The organism is Streptomyces sp. NPDC005775, assembly GCF_042871565.1.
In the GTDB taxonomy this organism is placed as follows: domain Bacteria; phylum Actinomycetota; class Actinomycetes; order Streptomycetales; family Streptomycetaceae; genus Streptomyces.
On sequence record NZ_JBIAIU010000013.1, the window covers coordinates 247,154 to 263,431 of the forward strand.

The 16,278-nt window shown below is 70.6% G+C and carries 16 protein-coding genes and 1 rRNA gene; 3 read left to right on the top strand and 14 right to left on the bottom strand.

Annotation, left to right across the window (positions count from 1 at the left end; translation table 11 throughout):
- Positions 1-16 precede the first annotated feature (16 nt).
- The 5 genes from ACFYPA_RS28265 to ACFYPA_RS28285 form a co-directional block, all read right to left on the bottom strand.
- Positions 17-1,684 (bottom strand): bifunctional uroporphyrinogen-III C-methyltransferase/uroporphyrinogen-III synthase, encoded by a 1,668-nt coding sequence (locus ACFYPA_RS28265; protein WP_359086015.1) that lies wholly within the window; start codon positions 1,682-1,684, stop codon positions 17-19.
- Positions 1,681-2,667, bottom strand: coding sequence for a hydroxymethylbilane synthase (gene hemC / locus ACFYPA_RS28270; RefSeq protein ID WP_359086014.1), 987 nt, complete (start codon positions 2,665-2,667; stop codon positions 1,681-1,683). The genes ACFYPA_RS28265 and hemC overlap by 4 nt, the downstream gene beginning before the upstream one ends.
- A complete protein-coding gene (locus ACFYPA_RS28275; protein ID WP_359086013.1) occupies positions 2,664-4,160 on the bottom strand; it encodes a glutamyl-tRNA reductase in 1,497 nt (498 codons plus the stop codon). The genes hemC and ACFYPA_RS28275 overlap by 4 nt, the downstream gene beginning before the upstream one ends.
- A complete protein-coding gene (locus ACFYPA_RS28280; protein ID WP_359086012.1) occupies positions 4,157-4,924 on the bottom strand; it encodes a redox-sensing transcriptional repressor Rex in 768 nt (255 codons plus the stop codon). Before ACFYPA_RS28280 ends, ACFYPA_RS28275 begins: the two co-directional genes overlap by 4 nt.
- 272 nt (positions 4,925-5,196) lie before the next feature.
- Positions 5,197-5,472: a glutaredoxin family protein gene (locus ACFYPA_RS28285; RefSeq protein ID WP_359086011.1), complete on the bottom strand. Its 276-nt coding sequence runs from the start codon at positions 5,470-5,472 to the stop codon at positions 5,197-5,199.
- A gap of 149 nt (positions 5,473-5,621) precedes the next feature.
- Between ACFYPA_RS28285 and ACFYPA_RS28290 the strand changes: the two genes are divergently transcribed.
- From ACFYPA_RS28290 to ACFYPA_RS28300, 3 genes are all read left to right on the top strand, one after another.
- A complete protein-coding gene (locus ACFYPA_RS28290; protein ID WP_359086010.1) occupies positions 5,622-6,599 on the top strand; it encodes an HAD-IB family hydrolase in 978 nt (325 codons plus the stop codon).
- Positions 6,600-6,959: 360 nt separating this feature from the next.
- Entirely contained in the window at positions 6,960-7,736 is a 777-nt protein-coding gene (locus tag ACFYPA_RS28295; protein ID WP_123460007.1) for an ECF subfamily RNA polymerase sigma factor, BldN family, read from the top strand.
- Positions 7,737-7,960: 224 nt separating this feature from the next.
- Entirely contained in the window at positions 7,961-9,157 is a 1,197-nt protein-coding gene (locus tag ACFYPA_RS28300) for a DUF5667 domain-containing protein (RefSeq protein WP_389134912.1), read from the top strand.
- A gap of 116 nt (positions 9,158-9,273) precedes the next feature.
- Here ACFYPA_RS28300 and ACFYPA_RS28305 read toward each other — a convergent pair whose 3' ends face one another.
- From ACFYPA_RS28305 to rrf, 9 genes are all read right to left on the bottom strand, one after another.
- Entirely contained in the window at positions 9,274-10,302 is a 1,029-nt protein-coding gene (locus ACFYPA_RS28305; protein ID WP_359086008.1) for a lysophospholipid acyltransferase family protein, read from the bottom strand.
- Between the two features lie 15 nt (positions 10,303-10,317).
- Positions 10,318-11,385: an NAD-dependent epimerase/dehydratase family protein gene (locus tag ACFYPA_RS28310; protein ID WP_359086007.1), complete on the bottom strand. Its 1,068-nt coding sequence runs from the start codon at positions 11,383-11,385 to the stop codon at positions 10,318-10,320.
- Positions 11,386-11,630: 245 nt separating this feature from the next.
- Positions 11,631-11,729 (bottom strand): 30S ribosomal protein bS22, encoded by a 99-nt coding sequence (locus ACFYPA_RS28315; protein WP_003948845.1) that lies wholly within the window; start codon positions 11,727-11,729, stop codon positions 11,631-11,633.
- Between the two features lie 110 nt (positions 11,730-11,839).
- Positions 11,840-12,052, bottom strand: a complete 213-nt coding sequence (locus ACFYPA_RS28320) for a helix-turn-helix domain-containing protein (protein WP_123460011.1) — start codon at positions 12,050-12,052, stop codon at positions 11,840-11,842.
- Between the two features lie 128 nt (positions 12,053-12,180).
- Positions 12,181-12,996: a phosphatase gene (locus ACFYPA_RS28325; RefSeq protein ID WP_359086006.1), complete on the bottom strand. Its 816-nt coding sequence runs from the start codon at positions 12,994-12,996 to the stop codon at positions 12,181-12,183.
- A 90-nt stretch (positions 12,997-13,086) separates the two neighbouring features.
- Complete coding sequence (locus tag ACFYPA_RS28330) at positions 13,087-14,256, bottom strand: acetoin utilization protein AcuC (protein ID WP_359086005.1); 1,170 nt, start codon at positions 14,254-14,256, stop codon at positions 13,087-13,089.
- Positions 14,225-15,433 (bottom strand): MFS transporter, encoded by a 1,209-nt coding sequence (locus ACFYPA_RS28335; protein WP_359086004.1) that lies wholly within the window; start codon positions 15,431-15,433, stop codon positions 14,225-14,227. The genes ACFYPA_RS28330 and ACFYPA_RS28335 overlap by 32 nt, the downstream gene beginning before the upstream one ends.
- A gap of 42 nt (positions 15,434-15,475) precedes the next feature.
- Positions 15,476-16,120: an HAD family hydrolase gene (locus tag ACFYPA_RS28340; protein WP_359086003.1), complete on the bottom strand. Its 645-nt coding sequence runs from the start codon at positions 16,118-16,120 to the stop codon at positions 15,476-15,478.
- A 72-nt stretch (positions 16,121-16,192) separates the two neighbouring features.
- Positions 16,193-16,278 (bottom strand): 5S ribosomal RNA (gene rrf / locus ACFYPA_RS28345); the annotation flags it as partial.

Sequence of the window (16,278 nt, forward strand, 5' to 3'; positions counted from 1 at the left end):
CCTGCTGCGGGACGGATCAGGTCGTCGTACGACGCCGCCGCGCACCCGGACGGCGCTCACTCGGCCGCGTCACCGGGTCACCGGCCTCCTTCGCCGCGTCCCGGCGCTGCGCGCCGAACTCGGCGAGGGCCTCGGCCAGCTTGTGCACCGAGGGCTCCGGCGACAGGACGTCGACGCGCAGCCCGTGCTCCTCGGCGGTCTTCGCCGTGGCCGGGCCGATGCACGCGATGACCGTCACGTTGTGCGGCTTGCCGGCGATGCCGACGAGGTTGCGCACGGTCGAGGACGAGGTGAAGAGCACCGCGTCGAAACCGCCGCCCTTGATGGCCTCACGCGTGTCGGCGGGCGGCGGCGAGGCGCGGACCGTGCGGTACGCGGTGACGTCGTCGACCTCCCAGCCCAGCTCGATGAGCCCGGCCACCAGCGTCTCGGTGGCGATGTCGGCACGCGGCAGGAAGACGCGGTCGATCGGGTCGAAGACCGGGTCGTACGGCGGCCAGTCCTCCAGCAGACCCGCGGCGGACTGCTCACCCGAGGGCACCAGGTCCGGCTTCACACCGAAGTCGACCAGCGCGGCGGCGGTCTGCTCACCGACGGCCGCGACCTTGATCCCGGCGAAGGCACGGGCGTCGAGCCCGTACTCCTCGAACTTCTCCCGGACGGCCTTCACGGCGTTGACGCTGGTGAAGGCGATCCACTCGTAGCGGCCCGTGACCAGGCCCTTGACCGCCCGCTCCATCTGCTGCGGCGTACGCGGCGGCTCGACGGCGATCGTCGGGACCTCGTGCGGCACCGCACCGTAGGAGCGCAGCTGGTCGGAGAGCGACGCCGACTGCTCCTTCGTCCGCGGTACGAGCACCTTCCAGCCGAACATCGGCTTGGACTCGAACCACGCGAGCTGATCGCGCTGGGCGGCGGAGCTGCGCTCCCCGACCACGGCTATGACGGGCTGGTGCCCGTCGGGCGACGGCAGGATCTTGCCCTGCTTGAAGACCTGGGCGATCGTGCCGAGCGTCGCCGTCCAGGTGCGCTGGCGCGTCGTCGTACCGGCGGCCGTCACGGTCAGCGGGGTGTCGGGCTTGCGGCCCGCCGAGACCAGCTCGCCGGCGGCCGCGGCCACCGCGTCGAGCGACGTCGAGATCACGCACGTCGCGTCGCTCGCGCCGACCTCGCTCCAGCAGCGGTCCGAGGCGGTACGGGCGTCGACGAAGCGGACGTCCGCGCCCTGCGCGTCGCGCAGCGGCACGCCGGCGTACGCCGACACGCCCACGGCGTTGGCGACACCCGGCACGACCTCGAAGGAAATGCCCGCGGCGGCGCAGGCCAGCATCTCGCCGCCCGCGTTGCCGTCGAGGCCCGGATCACCGGCGACGGCACGGACGACCCGCCTGCCGCCCTTCGCGGCCTCCATGACAAGATTGACCGCGTCCCTGAGAACGGGAACACCGGCGGCTGTTGACTGCGCGTCAACAACCGTCAGCTCAGGCGTGCTTACGCCTGCCCGCGCATGGCAGCGGACGACGCCGAGAACGTCCGGCTCGGCGACAAGAACGTCCGCGCTCGCAAGCGCCTCGACGGCGCGCAGAGTCAGCAGTCCCGGGTCGCCGGGACCGGCGCCGAGGAAGGTGACGTGCCCTGCGGACAGGACCGGGAATTCGGATGCGGCGTGGCCGGTGGGGCTCAAAGTGCTCGCTCCCCCATAAGACCGGCCGCACCCTTGGCGAGCATCTCGGCCGCGAGTTCGCGACCGAGGGCCGCCGCGTCGTCGTGCGACGTGGGGACGGGACCGGTGGTGGACATCTGTACCAGCGAGGAGCCGTCGGTGGAACCGACGACACCGCGCAGGCGCAGTTCGTTGACAGCCTGGCCGTCGGCCAGGAGGTCGGCCAGCGCACCCACAGGTGCGGAGCAGCCGGCCTCCAGGGCGGCGAGCAGGGCACGCTCGGCGGTCACGGCGACCCGGGTGTACGGGTCGTCGAGCTCGGCGAGCGCGGCGGCGAGGTCGGCGCTGCTCGCAGCGCACTCGATCGCCAGTGCTCCCTGGCCGGGAGCGGGCAGAACGGTGTCGACCGACAGGAAATCGGTCACCTCACCGCTCCGTCCGAGGCGGCTGAGCCCGGCCGCGGCGAGTACCACCGCGTCGAGTTCACCGCTTCGTACAAAACCAATGCGCGTATCGACGTTGCCGCGGATCGGCACGGTCTCGATGTCGAGGCCGTGACTGCGGGCGTACGCGTTGAGCTGCGCCATGCGGCGCGGCGAGCCGGTGCCGACGCGGGCACCGGGCGGCAGCTGCTCGAAGGTCAGCCCGTCGCGGGCCACCAGGGCGTCGCGCGGGTCCTCCCGCTCCGGCACGGCGGCCAGTACGAGCCCGTCGGGCTGCGCGGTCGGCAGGTCCTTCAGCGAGTGGACGGCGAAGTCCACCTCGCCGCGCAGCAGCGCGTCGCGCAGCGCGGCGACGAAGACGCCGGTCCCGCCGATCTGCGTGAGGTGCTCGCGGGAGGTGTCCCCGTACGTGGTGATCTCGACGAGTTCGACGGCGCGGCCGGTCACCTCGCTGACCGCGTCGGCCACCAGGCCGGACTGCGCCATGGCGAGCTTGCTGCGCCGGGTCCCCAGCCTCAGCGGCTGAGTGGCCCCCGCGCCCAGGGGTGAGTTGTCGGTCATGACCGCCCTCGATTCGGGTCGTTCAGGTCTGCCCGGGAGACGGCGGCGACCGTCTGCGGGTCGAGGTCGAAGAGTTCCCGCAGCGCATCGGCGTACCCGGCGCCGCCGGGCTCGCTGGCGAGCTGCTTGACCCGCACGGTGGGCGCGTGCAGGAGCTTGTCGACGACGCGGCGCACGGTCTGCGAGATCTCGGCGCGCTGCTTCTCGTCCAGGTCGGGGAGGCGTCCGTCCAGTCGTGCGATCTCGCCCGCGACCACTCCGGCGGCCATCGTGCGCAGGGCGACGACGGTGGGGGTGATGTGGGCGGCGCGCTGGGCGGCACCGAAGGCGGCGACCTCGTCGGCGACGATGCTGCGCACCTGGTCCACATCGGCGGCCATCGGGGCGTCCGCGGACGCCTCCGCGAGCGACTCGATGTCGACGAGGCGCACACCGTCGAGGCGGGCGGCGCCGCCGTCGATGTCGCGCGGCATGGCGAGGTCCAGCAGGGCGAGCCGGACGGGGCCGGTCGACTGCGCGGGAATCCGGCGGACGGCCTGGGCCTGCGCGGTCGCGGTGGCGGAACCGTTCTCCACCCACGCGGCGTGCTGCGCGTCCGGCTCGGTGAGCGGCGCCGGCGCGGGCACGACGGGTGTGCCGTACGCGGGGTCGAAGTCCAGCCCGAGCGCTCCGGCGATGGTCTCGGCGCTGAGCACGAGCCCGGTCGCGCCGGTGCAGGAGACGACGACGTCGGCACGTGTCAGTTCGTCGGAGACCGCGGCCATCTCCACGGCGTGGGCGGCCACCCCCGTACCGCCGGCCTGGTTCAGGATCTCGACCAGGCGGTCGGCGCGGGCGCGGGTGCGGTTGGCGACGACGATCTCGGCGACGCCCGTACGGGCCAGGGTCGCGGCGGCCAGCGAGGACATCGAGCCCGCGCCGATCACCAGGGCGCGCTTGCCCTTCGCCCAGACCGCGGGGTCGCGGCCGTCGGCGAGCTGCTCAAGGCCGAAGGTGACGAGCGACTGCCCGGCCCGGTCGATCCCGGTCTCGCTGTGGGCGCGCTTGCCGACCCGCAGGGCCTGCTGGAAGAGGTCGTTCAGCAGCCGGCCGGCGGTGTGGAGGACCTGTCCCAGCGCCAGCGCGTCCTTGATCTGGCCGAGGATCTGGCCCTCGCCCACGACCATCGAGTCCAGCCCGCAGGCCACCGAGAAGAGGTGGTGGACGGCCCGGTCCTCGTAGTGCACATAAAGATAGGGAGTGAGCTCGTCCAGACCGACGCCGCTGTGCTGGGCGAGCAGGGTGGACAGCTCGGCGACGCCCGCGTGGAACTTGTCCACGTCGGCGTACAGCTCGATGCGGTTGCAGGTGGCGAGGACGGCGGCCTCGACCGCGGGCTCCGCGGCGAGGGTGTCCTGCAGCAGCTTGGCCTGGCTGTCGGCGGACAGCGAGGCCCGCTCCAGCACGGAGACGGGGGCGCTGCGGTGGCTCAGCCCTACGACAAGGAGACTCATGCCGGCATCACGGCGGGCATGTCCCCGTCGGGTCCCTTCCGGCTGCTGGTCGCGGCGCGCACGGGTGGCGCGGCCGGGTCGGGGGCGCTGTCCGCGGCCTCCTCGCCTGCCTTGCGCTGCTCGTGGAACGCAAGGATCTGCAGCTCGATGGAGAGGTCGACCTTGCGCACGTCGACACCGTCGGGCACCGAGAGCACGGTCGGGGCGAAGTTCAGGATGGAGGTGACGCCCGCGGCGACGAGCCGGTCGCAGACCTGCTGGGCGGCGCCGGGCGGCGTGGTGATCACACCGATCGACACACCGTTCTCGCTGATGATGCGGTCCATGTCGTCGGCGTGCTGGACGGGAATCCCCGCGACCGGCGTTCCGGCCATCGCGGGATCGGCGTCGATCAGAGCGGCGACCCGGAACCCGCGGGAGGCGAAACCGCCGTAGTTGGCGAGCGCCGCGCCGAGGTTACCGATGCCGACGATGGCGACCGGCCAGTCCTGGGTGAGGCCGAGCTCGCGCGAGATCTGGTAGACGAGGTACTCGACGTCGTAGCCGACGCCGCGCGTCCCGTACGAACCGAGATAGCTGAAGTCCTTGCGCAGCTTCGCGGAGTTGACCCCCGCCGCCGCGGCGAGCTCCTCGGAGGAGACCGTGGGGACCGAACGCTCGGAGAGCGCGGTCAGCGCCCGGAGATACAGCGGAAGTCGGGCGACGGTGGCCTCGGGAATTCCTCGGCTACGGGTCGCCGGTCGGTGATTTCGGCCAGTTGCCACGATGCTCCTGCGGGATGAGCGGGGCTGCAGGCGGCCGTATGTCCCAAGACCGCCCCGTCGAATGCAGGCTATGTCTTTGTGAACGCGTGCACAAAGATAGTGTCCGTTTTGTCCGGTCAAAGTGACCGGGGTCACGCGCATACGGCACCCGATCCTGGAACCACGGATCGCATCAGCCCGTTGCAGGCCCGAAGGGGGCAAAGCGGAACACACTCCTCACAGCCACGCCCCCGAGACCACTCAAAACGCCCACGATGGTAACCAGGTTTCACTCAGGAAAGCAGCGCGCTGCGCAGTCTTACCGGGTCCACACGCCAGAACGTGTGCTGTTCGTTATCTACGAGGACCACGGGGATCTGCTCCCAGTACTCCTTGTACAACTCCTCGTCCTCGGTGATGTCCTTCTCCTCCCAGGCCGCGCCGGTCTCCTCGCAGACCGCCCGCACCACCGCCCTGGCGTCGTCGCACAGATGACACCCCGGCTTCCCGACCAGGGTCACCACGCGGTCGGCGGGCTTCTTCTTCGTACGACGCAGCAGGGCACTCATACCTCTTATTCTGCGCCGCCCCGGCGCCCGCTCCGGCCTTGTGCCGGTACGCCCCCGAATCGCCCGTTCGACACGTCCGTATCCAAGAGTTCACGCCGCCGCATCCCGGCAGGTCGGGAAGGGGCGGGGTGACTGGCTATGCTCACGGCATGGCCGCTCTTGGATGGCTCACACCGCGTAGGCGTTCCGCGACAGCACGCAGCGTGCTGGCGGGCGAAGCGGCGGCGGAGGCAGCACGGAAGTCCTCGCTCGCCGCCGAGCAGTCCCCCGGCGCCGAGGACGGCGCCGCGTCCGGCGCGCAGGACGCCACGCGGTCCGCCACGCACGAAGGGGAACCCGAATTCCCCGTTGTCGGCGACGACCGCGCCGCCGCGTTCTTCGACCTCGACAACACCGTGATGCAGGGCGCCGCGATCTTCCACTTCGGCCGCGGCCTGTACAAGCGGAAGTTCTTCGAGCGCCGCGAACTCACCCGGTTCGCCTGGCAGCAGGCCTGGTTCCGGCTGGCCGGCGTCGAGGACCCCGAACACATGCAGGACGCGCGCGACAGCGCCCTGTCCATCGTCAAGGGCCACCGCGTCTCCGAGCTGATGTCGATCGGCGAGGAGATCTACGACGAGTACATGGCCGACCGCATCTGGCCCGGCACCCGCGCACTCGCCCAGGCCCACCTCGACGCCGGACAGAAGGTCTGGCTGGTCACCGCCGCCCCGGTGGAGACCGCCACGATCATCGCCCGCAGGCTCGGCCTGACCGGCGCGCTGGGCACCGTCGCCGAATCGGTGGACGGCGTCTACACCGGCCGCCTGGTCGGCGAACCGCTGCACGGCCCCGCGAAGGCCGAGGCCGTACGCGCCCTGGCCGCGGCGGAGGGCCTGGACCTGGCGCGCTGCGCGGCGTACAGCGACTCGCACAACGACATCCCGATGCTGTCCCTCGTCGGACACCCGTACGCGATCAACCCTGACACCAAGCTCCGCAAGCACGCCCGCGCCCTGGACTGGCGGCTGCGCGACTACCGGACCGGCCGCAAGGCGGCCAAGGTCGGCATCCCGGCCGCGGCCGGCGTGGGCGCCCTCGCCGGCGGCACCGTGGCGGCCGTCGCCCTGCACCGCCGCCGCCACTGACCCGAGCGGCGCGCGAGCGGGCCCGCTCCGCCGGGCCGGGCCACGCCCGGCCCCCTGCCGCCAATCGGGACCCCATACCCACCGACCGCTCCGGCCAGTCGGATTACCCGGACTCGACCACATCCTGTCGCGACCGCTGACAGATCTCGAAATAATTCGATCAACAATCGGTCACGACGTGCTACTCGATGCGTCACCTAGTAGCTACAGAAGCGACGTAATCGGTGATTTGAGCAACTGGGTGTAGCACTGCCTGTACGAAGCGTTATTCTCCTCAGACGCATTCCGGAACCCACCACTCACTACGACGAGTGACGGTTTCGCACTGCACGTGATGGAAGCTCTGCCTCTGGGAGTCCCGTGTACCCACACGTCGGGGTTGACGCCTCGGGCCTGGCTACGCTGCGCGCAACGGTCGCCGACCGCTTGCGCGGCTTCGTCCCCACCGCGTACGCCGTACCCGCCTTTGCCACCCCTGCACCTGCCGGCCCCTGCTACGCCCTGGCCGAACGGGGTGCGGCGGTCGGAAGACGCAGCAACCGCGGCGCAACGACCACGTCCACCGTTCGTCGGCCGACCGCCGACAGCGACAGCGCGCGCATGATGGATCTCGTCGAGCGCGCACAGGCCGGTGAGGCTGACGCCTTCGGCCGCCTCTATGACCAGTACAGCGACACCGTGTACCGCTACATCTACTACCGGGTGGGCGGCAAGGCGACAGCGGAGGACCTCACGAGTGAGACCTTCCTGCGTGCCCTGCGGCGCATCTCCACCTTCACCTGGCAGGGCCGCGACTTCGGCGCCTGGCTGGTCACTATCGCGCGCAACCTGGTCGCCGACCACTTCAAATCCAGTCGCTTCCGACTGGAAGTGACCACCGGCGAAATGCTCGACGCCAACGAGGTCGAGCGCAGTCCCGAGGACTCCGTCCTGGAGTCCCTCTCCAACGCCGCACTGCTGCAAGCCGTGCGCCGCCTCAACCCCCAGCAGCAGGAGTGCGTGACCCTGCGCTTCCTGCAAGGCCTGTCGGTCGCCGAGACCGCCCGGGTGATGGGCAAGAACGAGGGCGCGATCAAGACCCTGCAGTACCGCGCCGTCCGCACCCTCGCCCGGCTCCTTCCGGACGATGCCCGCTGACCTCACCCCGGCCGAATCACTCTCGGCGATACGTTCATCACGCACTGGTCCGATCATCCTTCGTGCGTAACCCCAATGCCGCGCCGCTCGTTGTGCCGGTTGCAGGCCCCCTGTCGTCACTCCATGTCCGCCGCCACTCACTCAATCGTGTGGAAGCGCTCAAGGTGTGCAACCTTCCGGACCCACAGGGGAGTCGACCGTCATGACGAGAGGAGGTGCCGCCAGTGATCGCAAACGTTTCGGCACACCGGCGGGCGAACGCCTTCGCCCAGGCCCTGGAGGAGCAGTCGCTCCGCGGTGCGGCGGCCGTACAGCCCGAGGACCCGGCTGAACAGGCTGACCCCGGACCGCTGTTGGCCCTGGCGAACGGCCTCGGTGAACTACCGAAGCCGGAGTTGGATCCCGAGGTCAAAGTGGTGCAGCGAGCCCAGCTCGTCGCCGCCATGGAGGCCATGTTCGCCGAGGGCGGCGTGTCCGCGGACCCTACGGTGCCCGAACAACGGGGCAAGGGGGCCCACCGGGCCTCGCCACTCCGGAAACTGCGCCCCAGATCCCGCTGGACGAAAGGCCTCGCAGCCGGCGGGCTCACCGTCGGTGTGGCCGCGGGAGCCTTCGGCGGCGTGGCCGCTGCCAGTTCCGACGCCCTGCCGGGTGACTCCCTCTACGGGCTGAAACGCGGCATGGAGGACCTCCACCTGGGCCTGACCGACGGCGACACGGACCGCGGCGAGGTCTATCTGGACCAGGCCTCGACCCGGCTCAGCGAAGCCCGCAGGCTGATGGAGCGCGCCCGCTCCGGCGCCCTGGACCACGAGCAGCTCGGCGAGGTCAGGCGCACGCTCAACGGCATGACCCACGACGCCACCGAGGGCCACCGCCTCCTCCACGCCGCCTACGAGCGCGACGGCACGATCGGTCCCATCCAGACCCTCGACACCTTCTCCCGCGCTCACCGCGAAAGCTGGAGCAGCCTCCGCGACCGTCTCCCCGTACAGCTGACCGACATCGGCGACCAGGTGAGCTCCGTCTTCGCGGCCATAGACGAAGAAGTCGAACCGCTGCAGGCGTTGCTCCCGCCCGCTCCGGAGACGAGCAACGGGCCCAGGGAATCCGGCTCCACCGGCACCGGCTCGGGCCCGTCCTCCCGTTCGCAGGCCCCGCCCCCCTCGTCGCCCTCCGGCACGCACGACAGCGATAGGGGCACCAGCTCCTCGCCCCGTCCCTCCGGCTCGGGCAGCTCCCCGGCGGACGGCCTGATCGGCGGCAACACGGACGACCTCTTCGACCCGCCCTCGCCCGACGCCACCGCACCGACACAGGACACCCCGAGCACGACCCCGTCCCCGGACATCACCCTGCCGCCACTGATTCCCGGCCTGATCGGCGGCCTCGGCATCGACGCCCAGGACGACAGGAACTGACGCAAGCGCCGGACGGGCAAACCCAGCCCGTCCGGCGCTCAACCAAGCCCGTCCGGCCCATCAGGCCCGTCCGGCGATGGAGGACAAAGCGCCACCCCGGGCGCACGCGGGCAACGTCAGAAGAACACGGACCTCCGCTGCACCAGCAACTTGTACAGCGTGTGCTGGATCTGCTCCCGCACCTGATCCGTCAGATTGAACATCAGCATCGGATCCTCCGCCGCCTCCAACGGATACCCCTCCGTAGGAATCGGCTCACCGAACTGGATCGTCCACTTCGTCGGCAACGGCACCGCACCCAGCGGCCCCAGCCAGGGAAACGTCGGCGTGATCGGGAAGTACGGGAAGCCCAGCAACCGCGCCAGCGTCTTCGCGTTGCCGATCATCGGGTAGATCTCCTCCGCCCCCACGATCGAGCACGGCACGATCGGCACCCCGGCCCGCAACGCCGTCGACACGAAGCCGCCCCGTCCGAAGCGCTGAAGCTTGTACCGCTCGCCGAACGGCTTGCCGACGCCCTTGAAGCCCTCCGGCATCACTCCGACGACCTCGCCCTGCCGCAGCAGCCGCTCCGCGTCCTCCGCACAGGCCAGCGTGTGCCCGGCCTTGCGTGCCAGCTCGTTCACGACCGGCAGCATGAAGACCAGGTCCGCCGCGAGCAGCCGCAGATGCCGCCCCGCCGGATGGTTGTCGTGCACCGCGACCTGGAGCATCAGCCCGTCCAGCGGCAGCGTCCCCGAGTGGTTCGACACGATGAGCGCCCCGCCGTCCGACGGGATGTTCTCGATGCCCTTCACCTCGACCCGGAAGTACTTCTCGTACACCGGCCGCAGCATCGACATCAGGACCTGGTCGGTGAGCTCCTCGTCGTAACCGAACTCGTCGACCTCGTAGTCGCCCGTGACCCGCCGCCGCAGGAACGCGAGCCCGCCCGCGATCCGGCGGTCCCAGCCGCCGCCCCGCGCGTCCTCAGGGGCCACCGCGGCCTCCTCGGGCCCCTCCGGCGGCAGCGCGGCCTCCAGTTGCCCGGGCAGGGCGCTGACGGACCCCGTGCCGCGTCCAGGGGGCCGCCGGCGCGCGGAACGCGACGCACCCCCCGCCCGCGAACGGTCGTCGTCGAACGGAATGACCTTGGCATCCGCCATCGTCGGTGCGCTCCTCTACCTGCCGCTCGGAGTCGGGTGTGTGTCGCCGCCGCCCTCGGCGAACGGCATCGCGGCCAGCCTGTCGACAGCCCGGCCCACCGCCGCGGGCGGCAGCAGCCCCGGCGCCCGGCTGCGCGCGAACTCGGCGAAGGTCTCCGCCGTGGAGAACCGCGGCCGGAAGCCCAGGGTCTCGCGCATCTGGACCGTGGAGACCACCCTGCCATGGGTGAGCAGCCGGATCTGTTCAGGCGAGAAGTCCGTCATGCCGACGGTACGCAGCGCCTGCCCCACCCACGTGACCGCCGGCAGCAGCAACGGCATCGTCGGCCGCCCCAGCCGCCGCGAGCACTGCGAGAGCAGCAGCACCCCGTCCCCGGCGATGTTGAACGTGCCGCTGTTCAGCGTCCCGCGCCGCGGCTCGCCCGAGGCGATGCCGAGGACGTCGAGGACGTCGTCCTCATGGACGAACTGGAGCCTCGGGTCGTACCCGAACACCGTCGGCAGCACCGGCAGCGACAGGTAGTCGGCCAGCGGCGAGTCCGGGTCGGGCCCCAGGATGTTGGCGAACCTCAGCACGCACACGGCCACGTCCGGCCTGCGCCGCGCGAAGCCCCGTACGTATCCTTCGACCTCCACCGCGTCCTTCGCGAAGCCCCCGCTGGGCAGGGACTTGGGCGGGGTCGTCTCGTGGAAGACCGCCGGATCACGGGGCGCGGAGCCGTACACACTCGTGGTGGACTTCACCACCAGCCGTCGGACGGACGGCGACTTCTGACAGGCACCGAGCAGCTGCATGGTGCCGATGACGTTGATCTCCTTGACCGCGGTACGCCCCTGGGCCCCGAGGGCCTTGGCGCTGACGTCCAGGTGCACGACCGTGTCGACCGCGTGCTCGCCGAGGACTCTGGCGATCGCGGGCTGACGGATGTCCGCGCGGACGAAGACGGCGTCGCCCAGTTGGTGCCCGGGCGCGACCGCGTCGACCGCGATCACCCGGTCCACGTCCGGTTCACGCTGGATGCGCCGCACGAACCGGCCGCCCAGCTGCCGGGCCGCTCCCGTGACGAGCACGACCTTCCCCAAGATCAGCGCCTTCCGTCGGTCTCCCGTGAGGTGAGTGGAAGGGGCGCCCGCGAAAGAGGCACTCCCCCGGTCGTCACCGTAGCGGGTGGATGTTGCCGTGTGACGCCTGCGCGGCGACCTTCTCCCGCGTCTTGGCCCGAATGTGCGCACCCGCCGCACGAACCGCCGCGTACCGGCCCCGCACAGCACCGCAGCCCTCCCGCCTCATCGGCGGAAGGGCTGCGGATTTCACGAACTGCGTTCGCTTACTTCTTGTTGCGACGCTGAACGCGCGTGCGCTTGAGCAGCTTGCGGTGCTTCTTCTTGGCCATCCGCTTACGCCGCTTCTTGATAACAGAGCCCACGACTACCCTCGCTCACTTCTTCTTCACTGGTGCGGGGCGTCTGGGCCCACACGACCTACGTCGGCCTAGCCTACCCGCCACCGCGTGAGGTACGTAATCCGAGGGGAATGTCAGGCCGTCCCCACCCCCACGAAGGACTCGCGGAGATACTCGTGAACCGCTTGCTCCGGCACCCGGAAGGACCTTCCCACCCGGATCGCCGGCAGATGACCGCTGTGCACCAAGCGGTACACCGTCATCTTCGACACTCGCATGACCGAGGCGACTTCCGCCACGGTCAGAAACTTGACCTCGTTGAGAGGCCTCTCGCTGTCAGCAGCCATGACCCACCTGTACCTTCCGCACGAGACGCGCACCGGCTTCCCCTCCGGTGACTCTTCGTCGTTGTGCGCTCACTCCCCAGATTAGGGGCGGGTGATGCGAGTGGGGAAGAGGAGAGACGATCGGCCGCCTACTGTGACAGACACGCCCGATTGAGTACATAGCGCGTCAGCGGCAGGTAGTACGCGGATCGCACGGCGTCGTCGAGCGGCACGGCGACCGCCACCCGCCCCTCCGCCTCCCCGACGAACAGCGCCGGATCGTCCGTATCTGCCAGGCCGATCGCCTCGATGCCCAGCTGACCTGCCCCGCAGACCCAGCCGTGGTCCCCGACCACGAGTTCCGGCAGCGGCCCCCGGGCGTCCGCAGCGGCCTCCAGGACCACCCTCAGCGGCAGCGGTGAGTGGGTGTGTGCGCCGGTGCCACCGCCGGGCACCCGCACGCCGGGTTCGCGCACCATCGCAACTCCCCGTACGTAGTCGAGGTGGTACGTGCGTACGCCGAACCGGGTCGTTATGTCGACACGTCGCCCCTGCGCGGGGGTGAGTACGGTGCACCCCACCGCCGACATCGCGTCTGCCAGCGCTGCGTAGAAACCGATCAGCCGGTGCGGATGCCCCGTGCCGAAGAGCACCGGCGCCCGCCGGACCGCGGCGTCCGACAACCGCTCGGCGAAGGCGTCCAGTCCCGCCATCGTCCGCTCCGGGTCGATCACGTCGGGACCCGACACATGCGCGGGATCGTCCGAGACCCCGCACTTGTCGGCCATGAGCCGCAGCAGGTCCCGCTCGCCCCAGCCCCGGCCGGGATCGAGTCCGAGCGTGACCCGCGGGTCCCCGGCCGCGAACAGCCGATAACTCCGCAGACTCACTTCCCGCGAGGTGGCCACGGGCCCGGCCAGCCGGGCCGCCAGCAGATGCGCACGCAGCGCTCCGGTGCTCAACACCCTGCCGATGCTCCCCCAACGAGAGTGCCCGGGGGCCAAAACCCGGATTACGCCCCACAGTTGGCGTAACACCTTCCGGGACTCCGGACCTCAGGTCAGCAGCCCGCGCAGCGGAAACGCCGCGCGCCGGGTCGCGAGCACCGCCTGGTCCAGCCGGTCCGCCGGGTCGTAGCCGTCCTCCCACGCCTTCCACGACGGAGTACGCCCGTCCGTCATCCGGGCAGGCCCCAGCTGCCGGGTCCGCGCGTACACCTCGTCCCGCCAGGACGACGGGATCACCGTGTCCGGGTCCACGGGCGCGTGCGCGGCGATCCCCACCAGATGCGTCCAGGACCGCGGCACCACGTCCACCACCGCGTAACCACCCCCGCCGAGCGCCACCCAGCGGCCCTCCGCGTACTCATGGGCCAGGTCGTGGCAGGCCGCCATCACGGCCCGCTGCGCGTCCAGCGACACCGCGAGATGGGCCAGCGGATCCTCGAAGTGCGTATCAGCTCCGTGCTGGGTCACCAGCACCTGCGGCCGGAAGTCCGCCAGCAGCTCCGGCACCACGGCATGAAAGGCCCGCAGCCACCCCGCGTCCCCCGTACCGGCCGGCAGCGCCACATTGACCGCGCCGCCCTCCCCCGCCCCGGCACCGGTCTCCTCCGGCCACCCGGTCTGCGGGAAGAGCGTGCGCGGATGCTCGTGCAACGAGACCGTCAGCACCCGGGGGTCCTCCCAGAACGCCGCCTGCACCCCGTCGCCGTGGTGCACATCCACATCGACGTACGCGACCCGCTCCGCCCCCAGCTCCAGCAGCCGCGCGATGGCGAGCGCCGGGTCGTTGTAGATGCAGAAACCCGCGGCCCCGCCGGGCATGGCGTGATGGAGCCCACCGGTGAAGTTCACGGCGTGCCCGGTCTCGCCCCGCCACACGGCCTCGGCGGCCGCCACCGACTGCCCGGCGATCAGCGCGGACACCTCGTGCATGCCGGCGAACGCCGGATCGTCCGTCGTCCCGATCCCGTAGTTCTGGTCCGCGAACCGCGGATCGGCGGAGGCGGCCCGCACGGCCGCCACGTAGTCCGACCGGTGCACGAGCCGCAGCGTCGAGTCACCGGCCGCCTTGGCCGCCACCACGTCCACCGCCCGGTCCAGGCCGAACGCCCGCACCAGCCCCATGGTCAGCGCGAGCCTGACCGGATCCATGGGGTGGCTGTCCCCGAAGTCGTATCCCGTTACTGCGTCATCCCACATCAACTGTGCGCGGCCGCTCATGCCCGCCACCGTATCGGGCAGGCTCGGCGCCGAACGACTTGGCGTACACCAGCATCGCGAGCACCAGCACCATCGGAACGAGCATCGCGCCCCGGTAGCTCCACGCGTCCCCGAGCGCCCCCACCAGGGGCGAGCCCACGAGGAACCCCACGTAGTTGAAGATGTTCAGCCGGGCGATCGCCGTATCGCTCGCCCCGGGGAACAACCGCCCCGCGGCCGCGAACGTCTGCGGCACGATCACACAGAGCCCGAGCCCGAGCATCGTGAACCCGAGCATCCCCACCCAGGCTCCACCGGCGACGGCCACCACCCCGAACCCGGCGGCGGCCAGCACACTCCCCGACCGCACCACGGCCACCGCACCGAAACGCCGCACCCCGAGGTCCCCGACGGCCCGCCCCAGCAGCGTCGTCACCATGTAGACGTTGTACGGGACGGTCGACAGCTGCTCCGAACTCCCCAGCACGTCCTGCAGATACTTCGCGCTCCAGTTGGAGACCGTCGAATCCCCGATGTACGCGAAGCACATCACCAGACAGAGCGGCATCAGCAGCTTGAAGGAGACCGAACCGGCCTTCCCCCGCGCCGCACCCCCCGGCTCCTCCTCGTCCTCCTGCTTCCCCTCGACGTACCACCGGCTGCCGATGAACGCGACGGGCAGCAGCACCACGACCACCGGAAGGTACGAGACCAGCAGCGACAGATCCCAGTGCGCCCCGGCCCACGCCATGGACGCCCCGGCGATCCCGCCCAGGCTGTACGCGGCGTGGAAGCCGAGCATGATGGAGCGCCCGTACGCCCGCTGGAGGCTCACCCCCATCATGTTCATGGAGGCGTCCAGCGCACCGACGGACAGCCCGAACACCCCGAGCGCCAGGGCGGCTTCCCACACTTCGCTGCCGGCCCCGACGCCGAGCAGCGCAAGCAGCACGAGCGGCTGAGCCCACCGCAGGACCACCCTCGGACGCACCCGCGCGACCACCTTCTCGGTGACCACGCTGCCCACACCGGCCAGGATCGGCACCGCGGCGAGGAACACCGGCAGCAGGCCGTCGGATATCCCGTACCGGTCCTGAATGGCGGGGATCCGGGTCACGAGGAGAGCGAAGGTGACGCCCTGCACGAAGAAGCTCAACGCAAGGGAGGCTCTGCCGTGCCGCAAACGCGCATCTGTCATGGGCGCGAGCGTAGAGCCAGTCTCTACCCATGGGTAGACGCGTCAGGCAAGCAATTCCCGCAGCTGTCCCATGTCGGAGAAATGCCCGGTCACCCCGGCCAGTCGGTCCGCCGGCATCATCGACGTGAACCCGTACACGTCCATGCCCGCTGCCCTTGCCGCCTCCACCCCGAGCGGGCTGTCCTCGATGACGACGCACCGTTCCGGCGCGACCCCCATCCGTTCGGCGGCGAGGAGGAACAGGTCGGGCGCCGGCTTCCCCCGGCCCACGTCCTCGGCCGAGAAGATCCACTCCTCCTCGAACCACTGGTCGAGCCCCGTCGCGCGGTGGCTGACCCGGATCCGCTCGTGGCTGCTGGAGGACGCGACGCAGTACGGGATACCGTCCGCGACGAGCTCCCCCAGCACCTCCTGCACGCCGGGCACGGGCACCAGCTCCCGCTCGAACGCGGCGAAGATCCGCGCGTGGAGCGTGTCGTCGAAGTCCGCGGGCAGTTTCTCCCCGCCCCGCTCCTCGACGAGGTCGTGCACCCGGTGCACGGCGGACCCCATGTAGTCGCGGAGGGACTCCTCGTACGAGGTGGGGTGCCCGAGCTCCGTGAGGTAGCCGGCCAGGATGGTGTTGGAGATCGGCTCGCTGTCCACGAGCACACCGTCGTTGTCGAAGATGACCAGTTCGTAGCGCATGCCACGACCTTAAACGGTCGGAACGCAGAAAAGCCCCGTGCCACAAGGGCACGGGGCTTTCCAACAATAATTGTTCGGCGGCGTCCTACTCTCCCACAGGGTCCCCCCTGCAGTACCATCGGCGCTGAAAGGCTTAGCTTCCGGGTTCGGAATGTAAC

What these genes read in the sequence shown, in the direction of transcription:
- ACFYPA_RS28330 (WP_359086005.1), bottom strand. Translation starts at nt 14,256, where the DNA reads ATGAGCGGCCGCGCACAGTTGATGTGGGATGACGCAGTAACGGGATAC.
- hemC (WP_359086014.1), bottom strand. Translation starts at nt 2,667, where the DNA reads ATGACCGACAACTCACCCCTGGGCGCGGGGGCCACTCAGCCGCTGAGG.
- ACFYPA_RS28305 (WP_359086008.1), bottom strand. Translation starts at nt 10,302, where the DNA reads ATGGCGGATGCCAAGGTCATTCCGTTCGACGACGACCGTTCGCGGGCG.
- ACFYPA_RS28335 (WP_359086004.1), bottom strand. Translation starts at nt 15,433, where the DNA reads ATGACAGATGCGCGTTTGCGGCACGGCAGAGCCTCCCTTGCGTTGAGC.
- ACFYPA_RS28340 (WP_359086003.1), bottom strand. Translation starts at nt 16,120, where the DNA reads ATGCGCTACGAACTGGTCATCTTCGACAACGACGGTGTGCTCGTGGAC.
- ACFYPA_RS28320 (WP_123460011.1), bottom strand. Translation starts at nt 12,052, where the DNA reads ATGGCTGCTGACAGCGAGAGGCCTCTCAACGAGGTCAAGTTTCTGACC.
- ACFYPA_RS28285 (WP_359086011.1), bottom strand. Translation starts at nt 5,472, where the DNA reads ATGAGTGCCCTGCTGCGTCGTACGAAGAAGAAGCCCGCCGACCGCGTG.
- ACFYPA_RS28290 (WP_359086010.1), top strand. Translation starts at nt 5,622, where the DNA reads ATGGCCGCTCTTGGATGGCTCACACCGCGTAGGCGTTCCGCGACAGCA.
- ACFYPA_RS28275 (WP_359086013.1), bottom strand. Translation starts at nt 4,160, where the DNA reads ATGAGTCTCCTTGTCGTAGGGCTGAGCCACCGCAGCGCCCCCGTCTCC.